This window comes from Mycobacterium sp. JS623 (assembly GCF_000328565.1).
Classification (GTDB): domain Bacteria; phylum Actinomycetota; class Actinomycetes; order Mycobacteriales; family Mycobacteriaceae; genus Mycobacterium.
Map to the genome: position 1 here is coordinate 2,258,873 of NC_019966.1, position 15,453 is coordinate 2,274,325.

At 66.3% G+C, this 15,453-nt stretch carries 16 protein-coding genes; 11 read left to right on the forward strand and 5 right to left on the reverse strand.

Going from position 1 to position 15,453, the window contains the following annotated elements; all coding sequences use genetic code 11:
* The first annotated feature begins 45 nt into the window (after positions 1-45).
* From ftsY to MYCSM_RS11010, 6 genes are all read left to right on the forward strand, one after another.
* A complete protein-coding gene (gene ftsY, locus MYCSM_RS10985; protein ID WP_015306223.1) occupies positions 46-1,374 on the forward strand; it encodes a signal recognition particle-docking protein FtsY in 1,329 nt (442 codons plus the stop codon).
* Positions 1,375-1,549: 175 nt separating this feature from the next.
* Positions 1,550-2,929, forward strand: coding sequence for an ammonium transporter (locus MYCSM_RS10990; RefSeq protein WP_015306224.1), 1,380 nt, complete (start codon positions 1,550-1,552; stop codon positions 2,927-2,929).
* Positions 2,930-2,935: 6 nt separating this feature from the next.
* Positions 2,936-3,274, forward strand: coding sequence for a P-II family nitrogen regulator (locus tag MYCSM_RS10995; protein WP_003881099.1), 339 nt, complete (start codon positions 2,936-2,938; stop codon positions 3,272-3,274).
* 77 nt (positions 3,275-3,351) lie between these two features.
* Positions 3,352-5,859, forward strand: coding sequence for a [protein-PII] uridylyltransferase (locus MYCSM_RS11000; protein WP_015306225.1), 2,508 nt, complete (start codon positions 3,352-3,354; stop codon positions 5,857-5,859).
* A gap of 184 nt (positions 5,860-6,043) precedes the next feature.
* Positions 6,044-7,600, forward strand: a complete 1,557-nt coding sequence (gene ffh / locus MYCSM_RS11005) for a signal recognition particle protein (protein ID WP_015306226.1) — start codon at positions 6,044-6,046, stop codon at positions 7,598-7,600.
* 1 nt (position 7,601) lies between these two features.
* Entirely contained in the window at positions 7,602-8,699 is a 1,098-nt protein-coding gene (locus MYCSM_RS11010) for a metal-dependent hydrolase family protein (protein WP_015306227.1), read from the forward strand.
* Positions 8,700-8,772: 73 nt separating this feature from the next.
* Here the strand turns inward: MYCSM_RS11010 and MYCSM_RS11015 are convergent, their stop codons facing one another.
* Positions 8,773-9,609 carry a D-alanyl-D-alanine carboxypeptidase family protein gene (locus tag MYCSM_RS11015; RefSeq protein WP_015306228.1) on the reverse strand — a complete coding sequence of 279 codons (837 nt, stop codon included), beginning with the start codon at positions 9,607-9,609 and terminating at the stop codon, positions 8,773-8,775.
* Between the two features lie 62 nt (positions 9,610-9,671).
* Entirely contained in the window at positions 9,672-10,550 is an 879-nt protein-coding gene (locus MYCSM_RS11020) for a D-alanyl-D-alanine carboxypeptidase family protein (RefSeq protein WP_015306229.1), read from the reverse strand.
* Positions 10,551-10,596: 46 nt separating this feature from the next.
* Here MYCSM_RS11020 and MYCSM_RS11025 point away from each other — a divergent pair, with 46 nt between their 5' ends.
* Positions 10,597-11,019, forward strand: a complete 423-nt coding sequence (locus MYCSM_RS11025; protein ID WP_015306230.1) for a nuclear transport factor 2 family protein — start codon at positions 10,597-10,599, stop codon at positions 11,017-11,019.
* Between the two features lies 1 nt (position 11,020).
* On the opposite strand, the gene MYCSM_RS11030 is transcribed toward MYCSM_RS11025, so the two are convergent.
* Together MYCSM_RS11030 and MYCSM_RS11035 are read right to left on the reverse strand one after the other, a co-directional pair.
* On the reverse strand, positions 11,021-11,650 hold the full coding sequence (locus MYCSM_RS11030) for a class I SAM-dependent methyltransferase (protein ID WP_015306231.1): 630 nt from the start codon (positions 11,648-11,650) through the stop codon (positions 11,021-11,023).
* An 18-nt stretch (positions 11,651-11,668) separates the two neighbouring features.
* Positions 11,669-12,160 carry a nuclear transport factor 2 family protein gene (locus MYCSM_RS11035; protein WP_015306232.1) on the reverse strand — a complete coding sequence of 164 codons (492 nt, stop codon included), beginning with the start codon at positions 12,158-12,160 and terminating at the stop codon, positions 11,669-11,671.
* A gap of 206 nt (positions 12,161-12,366) precedes the next feature.
* Between MYCSM_RS11035 and rpsP the strand changes: the two genes are divergently transcribed.
* The 4 genes from rpsP to trmD are packed head-to-tail and all read left to right on the forward strand — an operon-like array spanning position 12,367 to position 14,419.
* Complete coding sequence (gene rpsP / locus MYCSM_RS11040; protein ID WP_015306233.1) at positions 12,367-12,954, forward strand: 30S ribosomal protein S16; 588 nt, start codon at positions 12,367-12,369, stop codon at positions 12,952-12,954.
* An 8-nt stretch (positions 12,955-12,962) separates the two neighbouring features.
* Entirely contained in the window at positions 12,963-13,205 is a 243-nt protein-coding gene (locus MYCSM_RS11045) for an RNA-binding protein (protein ID WP_003881089.1), read from the forward strand.
* A 7-nt stretch (positions 13,206-13,212) separates the two neighbouring features.
* Positions 13,213-13,728, forward strand: coding sequence for a ribosome maturation factor RimM (rimM, locus tag MYCSM_RS11050; protein WP_015306234.1), 516 nt, complete (start codon positions 13,213-13,215; stop codon positions 13,726-13,728).
* A gap of 13 nt (positions 13,729-13,741) precedes the next feature.
* Positions 13,742-14,419: a tRNA (guanosine(37)-N1)-methyltransferase TrmD gene (gene trmD / locus MYCSM_RS11055; RefSeq protein WP_015306235.1), complete on the forward strand. Its 678-nt coding sequence runs from the start codon at positions 13,742-13,744 to the stop codon at positions 14,417-14,419.
* Here the strand turns inward: trmD and MYCSM_RS11060 are convergent.
* Positions 14,416-15,360 (reverse strand): hypothetical protein, encoded by a 945-nt coding sequence (locus MYCSM_RS11060; RefSeq protein WP_015306236.1) that lies wholly within the window; start codon positions 15,358-15,360, stop codon positions 14,416-14,418. The genes trmD and MYCSM_RS11060 overlap by 4 nt on opposite strands.
* Positions 15,361-15,453 lie beyond the last annotated feature (93 nt).

Sequence of the window (15,453 nt, forward strand, 5' to 3'; positions counted from 1 at the left end):
CCGGGGTCGAGAGTCACCGCCTAATCCCCCTGCGACAATGGCGTCGTGTCGGATGCCCTATGGATCGCAATCGCGGTCGTTGCCGTTCTGGTCGTGGTTGCGCTGGTCGTCGGGCTGGTACGGTACCGGCGTCGACGGATCAACCTGTCTTCCCCAGACACTGCCACTCCCATCGACCGCTCCGGCGGATATACCGCGTCTTCAGGCATCACATTCAGCCAGTCGGCGCCAGCGGAGCCGGTTGACCGCATCGACACCAGCGGCCTGCCCGCCGTCGGCGATGATGCCACCGTTCCCCGGGACGCGCCGAAACGGCCGATCGCGGACATCCAGCTGCCCGAACCGTCCGCCGAACGGGTCGAACCCGCCGAACCGGTCGCACCCGCGGAACCCACCGAACCGGTCGAACCTGCCGAACCGGTCGACGCTCACGCAGCGGCAATCGAGGAGATCGCACCGATCGATGGCAGGCTGGACCGGCTGCGCGGCCGGCTGGCCAAATCGCAGAACACGCTGGGCCGCGGCATGCTCGGCCTGCTCGGCGGCGGTGATCTCGACGAGGAGTCCTGGGAGGCCGTCGAGGACACCCTGCTCATCGCCGACCTAGGACCCGTCGTCACCGAATCGGTGGTGTCCTCGCTGCGGTCGCGGATGGCCAGCAGCCGCGTGCGCACCGAGACCGACGCCCGCGCTGTGGTCCGCGAAGTGCTCATCGAGGAGCTGCAGCCCGACCTCGACCGTTCGATCAAGGCGCTGCCGCACGACGCCAAGCCGTCCGTGCTGTTGGTCGTCGGCGTGAACGGCACGGGCAAGACGACGACGGTCGGCAAGCTGGCCCGCGTCTTGGTCGCCGACGGCCGCCGTGTGGTGCTCGGCGCCGCCGACACTTTCCGCGCCGCGGCGGCCGACCAGCTGCAGACCTGGGCCTCCCGGGTGGGTGCGGAGGTGGTCCGGGGCGCCGAGGGGGCCGACCCGGCGTCGGTCGCGTTCGATGCCGTCGACAAGGGCATCGAGTCCGGCGCCGACGTGGTCGTCATCGACACGGCAGGCCGGCTGCACACCAAGACGGGCCTGATGGATGAGCTCGGCAAGGTCAAACGGGTGGTGAGCAAGCGCGCTGCGGTCGACGAGGTGCTGCTGGTGCTCGACGCCACCATCGGGCAGAACAGCCTGCCTCAGGCCCGGGTGTTTGCCGAAGTCGTCGACATCACCGGGGTGGCGCTGACGAAACTCGACGGCACGGCAAAGGGCGGGATCGTGTTCCGCGTGCAGCAGGAGTTGGGTGTTCCGGTCAAGCTTGTCGGTCTCGGTGAAGGCCCCGACGATCTCGCGCCGTTCGAGCCCGCCGCGTTCGTAGATGCGCTGCTCGGGTAACAAACGATCGTCGAGAAACGCATGATGTAACACCGTCGAAACGTCGTCTGCGCATCCGTTCACACGAGCGAAACACCGCAGCGTCTTATACGAAACAACCACTCAGCATTGTCTTGCAACAGGTCAACGGACGTAAAAAGCTGCGGCCGTGGCATGTTGAAGGAGGAAACTGCGAGTGGATGGCTTTCCAATAATGGGCATCCCCGACACCGGGGATACGGCATGGATGCTGGCAAGCTCCGCGCTGGTGTTGCTGATGACGCCGGGACTGGCGTTCTTCTACGGCGGCATGGTTCGCGCGAAGGGCGTGCTCAACATGCTGATGATGAGCATCAGCGCCATGGGTGTCGTGACGGTGTTGTGGGTGCTGTACGGCTACTCGCTGTCCTTTGGCAACGACAAGTTCGGCTTCATCGGTGATCCGACGCAATATTGGGGGCTGAAGGGGCTCATCGCCGGCAACGCGAAGGCCGCGGTCGCTGCGGACCCGAGCACAGGCACTGCCGCGGCCGACGCGGTGAACATCCCGCTGGCGGGCACGATCCCGCAGCTCGTGTTCGTGATGTTCCAGCTCATGTTCGCGATCATCACGGTCGCGCTGGTGTCGGGTGCCGTCGCCGACCGGTTGAAGTTCGGCTCCTGGTTGCTCTTCGCAGGTCTATGGGCGACCTTCGTCTACTTCCCCGTCGCACACTGGGTGTTCGCGTTCGACGGCTTCACCGGTGAGCACGGTGGCTGGATCGCCAACAAGCTCAAGGCAATCGACTTCGCGGGTGGTACTGCGGTCCATATCAACTCGGGTGCCGCGGGTCTGGCGTTGGCACTCGTTCTCGGCAGGCGCAATGGTTGGCCGGGAAGCCCGATGCGGCCGCACAACCTGCCTTTCGTGATGCTCGGTGCCGGCCTGCTGTGGTTCGGCTGGTACGGCTTCAACGCCGGTTCGGCGCTGAGCTCCGGTGGTATCGCGGCGTCGACATTCGTGACCACCACGGTCGCCACCGGTACCGCAATGCTGGCCTGGCTACTCGTCGAGAGGATCCGCGACGGAAAGGCCACCTCGCTGGGTGCCGCATCGGGCATCGTGGCGGGCCTCGTCGCGATCACGCCGTCCTGTTCGTCGGTGAATGTCCTCGGTGCACTGATCGTCGGCTTCCTCGGCGGTGCGATTTGCGCACTGGCCGTGGGGCTGAAATTCAAGTTCGGCTACGACGATGCTCTCGACGTGGTTGGCGTGCACATGGTCGGTGGTCTCACCGGCACCTTGCTGATCGGTTTCCTGGCGACCCCTCAGGCGCCTGCTGCCGTCAAGGGACTGTTCTATGGCGGTGGAGTCGATCAACTGTGGCGCCAGGCCGTCGGTGCGTTCGCGGTTCTCGCATACTCGTTCATCGTTACGACTATCTTGGCGTTGATCCTGAAGTACACGATTGGCTTGCGCCTAGGTGCAGAGGATGAGGTCAGCGGCATTGACGAAGCCGAACACGCCGAGACTGGTTACGATTTCGTGCCAGTTGGTGGTAGCTCAGTGCTGGCGCGTTCCGGCGCGGAGGGATAAGGGAATATGAAGCTGATTACTGCGATCGTCAAGCCGTTCACGCTCGAGGACGTCAAGACCGGCCTCGAACAGACGGGTATTCTCGGAATGACCGTCAGCGAGGTGCAGGGCTACGGCCGCCAGAAGGGTCACACCGAGGTGTACCGCGGCGCTGAGTACTCAGTCGACTTCGTGCCGAAGGTGCGGGTGGAGGTCGTGGTCGATGATTCCGCCGTCGACAAGGTGGTGGATGTCATTGTCCAGGCTGCTCGTACCGGAAAGATCGGCGACGGCAAGGTGTGGGTCAGCCCCGTCGACACCGTGGTCCGGGTACGCACGGGCGAGCGGGGGGCCGACGCCCTCTGAGCCGCATCTGAAATGCGACGTCGTCTCCCGGCGTGCACTGTGAGCGTTAATAGGTAAAGACCGGGGGAGGACTCGAAATGACAGAGCAGACACCAGATTCCGCTGACGAGCGCTTGCGCGAGGAGCAGATCAACGCCGCCGGCGCCTCTCGATGGGAGGCCCCGGCGGCGGGCTCGTCCCGCCCCGCAACCGATTTGGTGGCCGCTTGCGAAAAGCTGCTCGCCGGCGGTGCGCGCCAACTCGATTCGGCTGCGCTGCGCGATGCTCTGCTCGACTTGCATGATTTCTGGCTCACCACCAAGGCCAGCGAGATCGGCGTCACCCCCACCAGTGGATTCGCCATCGTCGCCACAGGCGGCCTCGGGCGGGGTGAGCTGCTGCCGTACTCGGACCTCGACCTGACGCTGCTGCACGACAACATGCCCCGCGACGTCGTCGCTCAGGTCGCCGAGCTTCTGTGGTATCCGTTCTGGGACGCCAACATTCGCATCGATCACAGCGTTCGCACCGTGCCCGAGGCGCTGAAGGTCGCCGGTGAGGACATCTCTGCGGGCCTGGCGATGCTCGAGGCGCGACACATCGCGGGTGACTCCGATCTGTCTTCCTTGTTGATCGGGGGCGCACGACGCCAGTGGCGCACCGGAATCGCTTCGAGGTTCGACGCACTCGTCGGGCACACCGAGCAGCGGTGGGAACGCAGCGGGCAAATCGCCCACCGCGCTGAGCCCGATCTGAAATGCGGCCGCGGCGGGCTGCGCGACGTGCAACTGCTCAACGCGCTCGCGATCGCTCAACTCGCGGACGTCTATCCAAGCCGTTCGCTTGCCTCCCCGCTTGGCTCGCTCGGCGAGGCGCATCTGGCGCTGCTCAACGTCCGCACCGAACTGCACCGGGTATCGGGCCGCGGCCGAGAACTGTTGCTGGCCCAGCACGCCGACGAAATCGGTGCGGCGTTGCACATCGGTGACCGTTTCGACTTGGCGCGCACGCTTTCTGACGCCGCGCGCACTGTCAGCTTCTACGTCGACGCTGGGCTGCGCACCGCGGCAAATGCGTTGCCCCGCCGCGGTTTAGCCGCGTTCAAGCGGCCTGCCCGCAGGCCGCTGGATGAGGGCGTCATCGAGTTCAACGGCGAAGTGATCCTGGCCCGCGACGCGCGCCCGGAGCGCGACCCCGGACTGATCCTGCGGGTGGCCGCCGCCTCGGCCACCACCGGGCTGCCCATCGCAGCGTCGACGCTGGCCCGTCTCACCGAGTCTGCGCCGGAGCTGCGCACGCCGTGGCCGCGTCAGGCGCTCAAGGATCTGCTGGTGATGCTGGCCGCCGGTCCGGCGGCGGTGGCCACCATCGAGGCGCTCGACCGCACCGGATTGTGGGGCCGGCTGTTTCCAGAGTGGGGTGCCGTGCGTGACCTCCCTCCGCGCGACGTGGTGCACATCTGGACCGTTGACCGCCATCTCGTCGAAACCGTCTCGCGGGCAAGCGCATTCACCACCCGGGTATCGCGCCCGGACCTGCTCCTGCTCGGTGCGCTGTGCCACGACATCGGCAAGGGCCGCGGAGGCGATCACAGCGTAATCGGCGCCGAGTTGGCCACGCAGATTGGCACGCGGCTGGGTCTGTGGCCGTCGGATGTCGAGCTGCTGTCGAAGGTGGTGCGTCATCACCTGCTACTGCCACACACCGCGACGCGCCGCGATCTGCAGGACCCGAAGGTCATCGCGATGGTGGTCGAATCGCTCGACGGCGACCTCGTTCTGCTCGAGCTGCTACAGGTACTCGCCGAGGCGGATTCGCTGGCCACCGGCCCCGGCGTATGGGGCGACTGGAAGGCATCACTGATTGGCGATCTGGTGCGCCGCTGCCGGCTGGTGATGGCGGGCGAGCCGCTGCCGCATCCCGATCCCATTGACCCGCATTATCTTTCGTTGGCTTCCGATGTCGGCGTGCACGTCGACATGACGCCCGGCGACAGCCCGCACATCTACAACGTGACGATGATCGCGCCGGACGTTCGGGGCCTGCTGTCGAAAGCGGCTGGCGTGCTTGCGCTCAATTCGCTGCGGGTGCACTCCGCGTCGGTGAACGGTCATCAGGGCTCGGCGATCAACAGCTTCGTGGTGTCACCGCATTTCGGGTCGCCGCCGGCGGCGGAGCTGTTGCGCCAACAGTTCATCCTCGCGCTGGAGGGCGAACTCGATGTGATGTCGTCGTTGGACAAGCGCGACGGCGACGCGGCCCAGCACAGCACCAGGCGTGCGGGTGAGGTGCCGGACGCGGTTCCGATCAATCACGCGACAGCGCCGCCGAAGATTTTGTGGACCGACGGCACCGAGCCGGGCGAGTTGGTCGTCCAGATCCGCGCGACCGACCGCGCCGGCCTGCTGGCCAGGCTGACGGCGGTATTCGAGCGTGACGGTATGGACATCGCCTGGGCGAAGGTCACCACGCTGGGATCGTCGGTCGTCGACGTGTTCGGCATCGTGGCTTCGGGGCACGATTCGATCCGCGAGGAGCTAGAGCACGACCTCTACGCAGTGCTGCCTGCGCCCGCGTCCGCGAAGCCGGTGTCCGAAGCCAGTTAGCTGATAGGTCATGGGTAGGCCGTTCTGCGTTTCTTCATGAATCCCGTTGCAGGGTATTCGGTTCTTTCCTCCATAGCTGAGTGACCTGCTGGGGGATCGACGCGTGGGCGTCGGCGACGAGCGCGAAGCGGGCGACCGACCCGGCCGACAGGCGTCCCGGGTAGGAGCAGATAGGCTGGTCGGCGTGTTTGAATCGCTGTCCGACCGGTTGACCGGTGCCCTGCAGGGGCTGCGCGGCAAGGGCCGGCTGACCGACGCCGACATCGACGCCACCACCCGGGAGATCCGGCTGGCGCTGCTCGAAGCCGACGTCTCGCTGCCCGTCGTGCGCTCGTTCGTCGCCCGCATCAAAGACCGGGCCAAGGGCGCCGAGGTCTCCGGAGCGCTCAACCCGGCCCAGCAGGTCGTCAAGATCGTCAACGACGAACTGGTCGCCATCCTCGGCGGCGAGACCCGTCAATTGGCGTTCGCCAAGACCCCGCCGACCGTGATCATGCTCGCGGGTTTGCAAGGCTCCGGTAAGACGACGCTGGCGGGCAAGCTCGCGAAGTGGCTTCGCGACCAAGGACATACACCGCTTCTGGTGGCCTGCGACCTGCAACGCCCTGGCGCCGTCAACCAGCTGCAGATCGTCGGCGAACGCGCGGGCGCGGCTGTGTTCGCGCCGCACCCAGGCGTGTCCACCGAGGGTTCAGAGCGGGCCGGACACGGCGATCCGGTCGCCGTGGCCGCTGCGGGTCTGGCCGAGGCCAAGGCCAAGCACTACGACGTGGTCGTCGTCGACACCGCGGGCCGCCTCGGCATCGACGATGAGCTGATGAGCCAGGCCGCGTCGATCCGCGAGGTGCTCGACCCCGACGAGGTGATCTTCGTCCTCGACGCCATGATCGGTCAGGACGCCGTCACCACGGCTGAAGCGTTCCGCGAGGGTGTCGGGTTCACCGGCGTGGTGCTGACCAAGCTCGACGGTGACGCCCGCGGCGGCGCCGCGCTGTCTGTGCGCGAGATCACCGGCGTGCCGATCCTGTTCGCGTCGGCGGGCGAGAAGCTCGAGGACTTCGACGTCTTCCACCCCGACCGGATGGCCAGCCGCATCCTGGGCATGGGCGACGTCCTCACGCTCATCGAGCAGGCCGAACAGCATTTCGATGCGCAGAAGGCCGAGGAGGCCGCCGCCAAGATCGGCTCGGGTGAGCTGACCCTTGAGGACTTCCTCGAGCAGATGCTGGCCATCCGCAAGATGGGGCCGATCGGCAATCTGCTGGGCATGCTGCCGGGCGCAGGCCAGATGAAGGATGCGCTGGCCGCCGTCGACGACAGCCAGCTCGACCGTGTGCAGGCGATCATCCGCGGGATGACGCCTGCCGAGCGGGCCGATCCGAAGATCATCAACGGCTCGCGCCGGCTGCGCATCGCCAACGGCTCGGGTGTGACGGTGGGCGAGGTCAACCAGCTCGTCGACCGCTTCTTCGAGGCTCGCAAGATGATGTCGCAGATGGCCGGGCAGATGGGAATGCCGTTCGGCCGCAAGGGTTCTGCGCGTAAGGCCGCCAAGAACAAGAAGAAGGGCAAGAAGGGGGGACGCGGGCCCACGCCGGCGAAGACGCGTAACCCGCTCGGCGCCGGAGGCATGCCTGCCGGGTTCCCGGACCTGTCCAACATGCCGAAGGGCCTCGACGAGCTGCCACCCGGCCTCGCGGACATCGACCTGTCGAAGCTGAAGTTCCCGGGCCAGAAGTAACGTGCGCCTGCACGTTCGTGGCCGCGGATTGCCTGATGGCCAGCCGGTCGAGTGGTGGATCGTCGAGGAGCCCGCGGGCGAAGAGCATGGACGCCGCGGCATCCTCAGCGCCGAGCCCGTCAAAGACGCCGAGACGGTATTCGACGGCGGCTGGGTCGTCCCCGGCCTCGTCGACGCGCACTGCCACGTCGGGCTGGGACAGCACGGCGTCATCGAACTCGACGAGGCGATCACACAGGCCGAAACCGAGCGCGACGCCGGTGCGCTGCTGCTGCGCGACGCCGGCTCACCGACCGATACCCGCAGCTTCGACGACCGCGAGGATCTGCCCCGCATCATCCGCGCGGGCCGCCATCTGGCTCGGCCAAAGCGTTATTCGCGCGGATTCGCCCTTGAACTCGAGGATGAGTCGCAGCTGCCCGACGCGGTCGCCGAACAGGCGCGCTGGGGTGACGGCTGGGTCAAGCTGGTCGGCGACTGGATCGACCGCGAAACCGGCGACCTGGCGCCGCTGTGGTCCGGCGAGGTTTTGAAGCAAGCGATCGACGCCGCCCACGTCAACGGCGCACGGGTCACCGCGCATGTGTTCAGCGAGGACGCGCTGCCGGGCCTGATCAATGCGGGCATCGACTGTATCGAGCACGGCACCGGGCTCACCGACGAGACCATCGAGCTGATGGTCGAGCACGGTACTGCGCTGGTGCCCACGCTGATCAACATCGAGAACTTTCCCGGCATCGCCGACGCTGCGGAGAAGTTTCCGGCGTATGCCCGGCACATGCGCGATCTCTACGACAGCTGCTATCCGCGCATCAGTGCTGCGCACGAGGCGGGCATTCCGATCTTCGCAGGCACCGACGCGGGCAGCATGGTCGCGCACGGCCGGATCGCCGATGAGGTCGAGGCGCTCAAGGGCATCGGCATGAGTCCGACCGCAGCGCTTGGCGCGGCCAGCTGGACCGCGCGGGAGTGGTTGGGGCGGCCAGGGCTTGAACACGGGGCGAGTGCCGATCTGGTGTGTTACGCCGACGACCCGCGCTCAGGCGTCGACGTACTCAACAACCCAGCCCGAATCATCCTGCGGGGCCGCGTTTTCTAGCGCGAGCGTGCGTAAAATGCCGCTTTTTCGCGGCGTGTCGTGTGCAAACAGGCACGCTCGCCGAACAAACGCATCAGCGGTATTGGCTGAAGCCCCAATCCAACAGGCCGATCGCCTGGCCGTACATGTCGCCGGAGCCGTACATCTGGACAACGACGAGGTTGTGGCCGTTGCGTTGTGCGGCGCCGACGAAGGTCTTCTGCGCCAGATCGGTATAGCCGGTCTTTCCGACCAGGGTGCCGGGATACCGCGACAGCAGTTCGTTCTGGTTGACGATCTTCTTGGGTCCGTCGTCGGTGGGGAACAGCGACGACGGCTGCCGCACGATCGCAGCGAAGGCCGGATAGTGAAGCGCTGCACGGTAAATCGCTGCGAGATCAGCCGGCGTCGTCACCGATTCCATCCCCGGACCGTCCAGCCCCGACGGTGACGAGGCGTGCGTGTTGCGTGCACCCAGCGCGGCCGCCTTGGCGTTCATTTTCGCGACGGCAGTCTGATAGCCGCCGAGGCCCTCGGCCAGGGTGTTGGCGGCGTCGTTGCCCGACACCAACATCAGCCCGTCCAAGAGCTGACGCACCGGGTACGAGCGGCCCTCTTTGACGCCGACGCATGAGCATTCGACGTCGGTATTCGCGGGTGTCGCGGTGATCACCGCGGTGAGCGGAAGCTGGTCAAGCACCACCATCGCGAGTAGAGCCTTGATGGTGCTGGCGGGCGCATGTGGCTCATACGGGTTGCGGGAAGCCAGGATTCGCCCGTTGTCCAGATCGGCCAGCAGCCATGCCTGCGCAGGCCCTTGTGGCAGATCCACCGCGCTCGCCGGTTGGACGGTTGGCTCGGCGCACACTGGGGGAGCGACCATTACGGCCGCGGACAGCGTGATAGTCAACGCGGCCAATAACTTTCGCACGGCCGCCGAGCGTAGTCAGCGCGGTACCCGACGAGGTCTCGGATCAGTTGCGATTGCGCAACTTAAAGTGAGCCGACACTGGCCCCGCGGTCCTGGGCGAAGCCCCAATCCAGCAGCGCGGCGGCCTGATCCCAGTACGTCGGCCCACCCTCCTTGACCAGCCCATACATCATTGCGATCACCAGTCGACGGCCACCACGATCGGCGGCGGCGACGAACGTCTTCTTCGCCGCATCGGTGAAGCCCGTCTTGCCGCCGATGGTCCCGGGGTAGCGATGCAGCAGCTCGTCCTCGTTCACCAGAGGCTTGTCGCCCGTGTCGGAGGGGAACATGGCCACCGGTTGCGACGTGATCTCGGCAAACGTGGGATTGGCCATCGCGGAGCGGAAGATGATCGCCAGGTCTCGCGGAGTGGTGAACCCCGAGCCCCCTGGCCCGTCCAGCCCCGACGGCGTCGACGCGTGCGTATTGACCGCGCCGATGGACGCGGCCTTGGCGTTCATCTTCGCGACCGCGGTGTCATAGCCGCCGATCATGTCGGCGAGCGCGTTGGCGGCGTCGTTGCCCGAGGCGAGCAGGACGGCGTCAAGCAGCTGGCGTGCCGTGTAGACGTGACCGGGTTTGATACCCGCGCAGTTGCACTCGACGTGGGTGTCGGCCTCCGTACCGACGACCGTGGTATCGAGGCTGGGCAGCTCGTCCAGCGCGGTCAGCGCCAGCAGCGTCTTGATCGTGCTCGCGGGCGGGTGGGCGACATCCATCTCCCGGCCGGCCAGCACCTGGCCGGTATCCATGTCGGCGATGATCCACGCGGGAGCGGGCCCCTCGGGAATCGGCACGCTGCCCGCGGGTTGGATGTCCGGCTCGGCCGAGGCGACCGGACCCGAAGACAGCAGGACAAGACTCAGGCATGCGGCGAAAACGGCGACGAACCTCCCCATGGGTCCTGCAGCGTAACCACGGTTCCTGGTCGTGTTCAATCGACCCATGTTGAGCCTGGAGGAGATTTCGGACCGCTTCGAAATACAGCAGCTGCTGATCGACTACTCGACGGCGATCGATACTCGTCAATTCGACGACCTCGACCGAGTGTTCACGCCGGACGCCTACATCGACTACCGCGCGATGGGCGGCATCGACGGCCGCTTCCCGGACGTCAAGGCGTGGCTGGCGGAGACGTTGCCGAAAATCTTCAGGTCGCACGCTCACATGCTCGGCAACTTCGACGTCCGCATCGACGGCGACACCGCGTCGTCGCGGACCTTCTGTTTCAACCCGATGGTGTTCGAGGGCGACAAGAACCAAGTCATGTTTTGTGGGCTTTGGTACGTCGACGAATTCACCCGCACACCTGGTGGCTGGAGAATGACCCGTCGGGTCGAAGAGAAGTGCTTCGACAAAGTGGTGTAGGTCAGGCGCGCGTGCCGATCAGCAGGAAACGCGGAATCGGCTTGTCCTCGATGCGGCGTTGCTCCACCTGCAACCCCGAATTCTGAAGCGCCGCAGCGATTTCGGTGACAGGACGAATGGTGAAGCCGTGCTTGGTGAACGGCAGCTTCGCCATCACGTCCGGATCGCCGATGCCGATCACCGCGCGGCCACCATGGCGCAGCACACGCACGAGTTCGCGGCACGCGGCATCGAGTTCGGAAATGAAGTACACGGTGTTGACGGTGATCAGCGCGTCGACCGAGCCGTCGTCCAACGGCAACTCCGTCAGCGAGCCCCGCGCCAACCGCAACCGCCCATCGCTGCCGAACTTCGATTTGGCCCTGCGCAACATGTCCTCGGCGACCTCGACGCCATGCACGACGCCGTCCTCGCCGATAGCGTTTAACAGCAATTCCAGGCCGACGCCACCACCGAAGCCGACATCGGCTGCGACGCCGCCGCGCGGAGCATGCGCCGCTTCCACGGCGGCGACGATCGCCTTCTGGTTCCCGCGGTTGAGTGCACGCGCGACGAATGGGCTCAAGATTCCGTGCGGCCGGCCGAGTTGCCCGGCGACCGCGGACAACAGCCGCTCGCGCAAGAACGTCATGGCTCCAGCATGCCGGGCTCAGCGCATGGCCCTACGCGCAGCCTTTCCGATGACATCCCGCAGGCGGGGAGAGACGTATACCGAGATGAACATGTTGAAGATGTCCTCACGCAGCCGGGTCAGCTTGGAGCTGGTGATCCGCCACTGGCCGTCGAGCTTTTCGTAGGTCTCGTGGTAATGGCCGTAGCCGCGCAGGTTCACCCCGGGCGCCAACCGGACCACATCCTCGAGCGCCCAGACGCCGCGCGCCGTCGTCGCCGACGTCAGCTCGATCTCCGGGGCGTGCACCTGATGGGCGGTGGCCCGCTGACCCACGCCTGTACGGGTGAACGCGACGAACTCGTCGGCACCCCGGATGACCTTGCCTCCCGCCTGCGACGTGTCGCTGAAAAAGTCGTCGGCGAAGATCCCGCGCCATGCCGACCAGTCCTTGATGTCGAGGTAGCGGCAATAGCGGGCCTTCAGCTGCTTGATCGCCTCGATCTCTATCAGGGCGGTGGTGTCGTCCATTGCCGAAGCGTGACACTATGGGCGGTAGTTGTAAAGGTCGGTGGGAAGCGATTTTCACCCGTAGCGCCTGTTCTGGCACAATGGGCGGCTGTCTGTCGCTCGACTACGGCTGGGCGTCGGTCACACACGTAAGGCAAAACCGGATCCGGGCAATCCGCCCGCGATCGCCGAATTGCAGCGTGGCAACCACAGGAGATCGCTTAATCATGGCTGTCAAGATCAAGCTCACCCGGCTTGGCAAGATCCGCAACCCCCAATACCGCATCGCCGTCGCCGACTCGCGCACCCGCCGCGACGGCCGCTCGATCGAGGTCATCGGCCGCTACCACCCCAAGGAAGAGCCGAGCTTGATCGAAATCAACTCGGAGCGCGCTCAGTACTGGCTCAGCGTTGGCGCCCAGCCCACCGAACCCGTATTGCAGCTGCTGAAGATCACCGGCGACTGGCAGAAGTTCAAGGGTCTGCCCGGTGCTGAGGGCACGCTGAAGGTCAAGGAGCCCAAGCCGTCCAAGCTGGATCTGTTCAACGCCGCGCTCGCCGAGGCCGAGGGCGGCCCGAGCACCGAGGCCACCACGCCCAAGAAGAAGAAGGCGCCCGCCAAGAAGGCGGCAGACAAGGCCGAGACGCCCGCCGAGGCCGAGGCGCCCGCTGCCCAGCCTGACGCCCCCGCTGCCGAAGCGCCCGCTGCCCAGCCTGACGCCCCCGCTGCCGAGGCGCCCGCTGCCCAGCCTGACGCCCCCGCTGCCGAGGCGCCTGCTGAGGCTGCCGAGTCGGCCGAATCCACCGAGAGCTGACCGCTGCCATGAGCTCTGTCGTCGTTGACGCCGTCGAGCATCTTGTCCGCGGGATCGTCGACAACCCCGATGATGTCCGGGTCGACATGGTGACCAGCCGGCGCGGTCGCACCGTCGAGGTGCACGTGCATCCCGACGACCTCGGCAAGGTGATCGGCCGCGGTGGTCGCACTGCGACCGCGCTGCGCACGCTGGTCGCGGGTATCGGCGGCCGCGGCATCCGGGTCGACGTGGTGGACACCGACCAGTAACGCTGTCATGGACCTGGTAGTCGGTCGGGTCGTCAGAGCGCACGGCGTCGCCGGCGAGATCGTCGTCGAGATCCGCACCGACGATCCCGACATCCGCTTCGCGCCTGGCTCGTCCTTGCGCGGCAAGCCATCTCGCGGTGGGCCCGAAAGTCGCTACGTCATCGATTCGGTCCGCGACCACGGCGGGCGACTGCTGGTGCGCCTGGAAGGCGTTGCCGATCGCAACGCCGCCGACGCCTTGCGGGGCACGGTGTTCATCGTCGACTCGGCGGATCTGCCGCCGATCGAAGACCCCGACGAGTTCTACGACCACCAGCTCGAAGGGCTACGGGTCGTGACGACCGCCGGCGGTGCCATCGGCTCGGTCGCGGAGGTATTGCACACCGCGGCAGGCGAATTGCTTTCGGTGCGCAGCGATGAGGGCGAGGTGTTGGTGCCGTTCGTCAGCGCCATCGTGACGTCGGTGTCGCTGGCCGACCAGACCATCGTGATCGACCCACCCGATGGCCTACTGGAGCTATAGGGGGTGCGCCGCCGTGCAGATTGACGTCATCACGATCTTCCCGGACTACCTGGATTCGCTGCGACAGTCGTTGGCGGGCAAGGCGATTGAGGCCGGCATCGTGGAATTGGCCGTGCACGATCTGCGCCGGTGGACCCACGACGTCCACAAGTCCGTCGACGACTCACCGTACGGCGGCGGCCCCGGAATGGTGATGAAGGCGCCGGTGTGGGGGGATGCGCTCGACGAAATCTGCTCGGACGAAACACTTCTGATCGTGCCCACCCCGGCGGGCCGGCTGTTCGGACAGGCCGATGCGCAGCGGTGGAGCACCGAGAAGCACCTGGTGTTCGCATGCGGACGGTACGAAGGCATCGATCAGCGCGTCGTCGACGACGCGGCCCGCCGAATGCGGGTCGAAGAAGTCTCGATCGGCGACTATGTGCTGCCGGGCGGTGAGTCAGCCACGCTGGTAATGATCGAGGCGATGGTTCGTTTGCTTCCCGATGTGCTCGGCAATCCTGCGTCACACCAAGACGATTCCCACTCCAACGGGTTGCTGGAGGGTCCGAGCTACACCCGGCCGCCCAGCTGGCGGGGACTCGACGTCCCCGAAATACTGCTGTCGGGTGACCACGCGAAAATCGCGGCGTGGCGATATGAGCAGGGGCTGCAGCGGACGCGTGAGCGTCGTCCCGATCTGCTCGACTAGATCCGGCCGCCGGGGAACATCGTCTTGACGGCGTGGGTGATGGTGGCGCGGGCCGTATCTGCATCGGTGGTTTGCATCGCCCCGATGGCGACGACGTATCGGCGGTCCGGTCCGATCACGCCCGTCGACAGGTGCACCCAGTTGCCGCCGTTCCAGCAGCAGAACCAGCCTTGCTTGACGGCCACCGACTCCGAGTAGAGCCCCTCGGGGATGCCGAACCGCTGCGGATACACGCCGTCGGGCATCGTGCCGTCGATCGCTATCGGTGTCGAGGCTGCCAGGTTGGACAGAATGATGTTCGCCCGCTCGGGCGGCAACCCGCCGCTGCCGTCGAGCAGCTTGTCGTAATACTGGACGAGGTCACCTGTGGTGCTCAACGTGTTGTACCAGCGACCGTCGTAGGGTGTCGTGGTCGCACCCAGGCCGTACCGCGCGGTGACCCGCGAAACGATCGCGCTGCCGCCACCGCGGTTCCAGAAAACCTCGGCTGCGCTGTCGTCAGAAGAGCGCAACATGTCATCGAACGATTGCCGGTCGTCGGCAGACAGCCGAGTCTGCCCCTTCGCTTCCTGCAGCAGCAGGTCGTCGGCGATGAACAGCTTGACCACCGAGGCGATCGGCATTGCCTTGTTGTTGCCGTTGGTGACAATTTGCCCGGTGTTGCGATCAAGGACGGTGATCGTGACCTCGGCACCGGCCTTCGCGGCCTCTCTCGTCGCCTGTTCGGCCCGGGTGTCAAGGCCCGCGAAAGTGGCCGCGGGCTCGTCGGGCGGGGACTCGGGCAGCGGGGCCCTCGTGCCCATCGGGGCGATAACGGTCAGCTGGGGGCCTGCGGGCGCCGCCGTGTCGCCGTAGACCTTGGCTTCACAACCGGCGAGAAGTGGCGCCAGAATGGCGACGGCAGCGGTCGCCGTGACCAATGTCGGCGGCCGCCGTCGCATGGTTCTCCCTCGCGTCTTCCGATCCCGGATCGGGTTTGCCCTCCGCCCTGCCGGAAGCTTCAGCCTAGCGGTTGGTTGTCCGCGTCGCGTGCT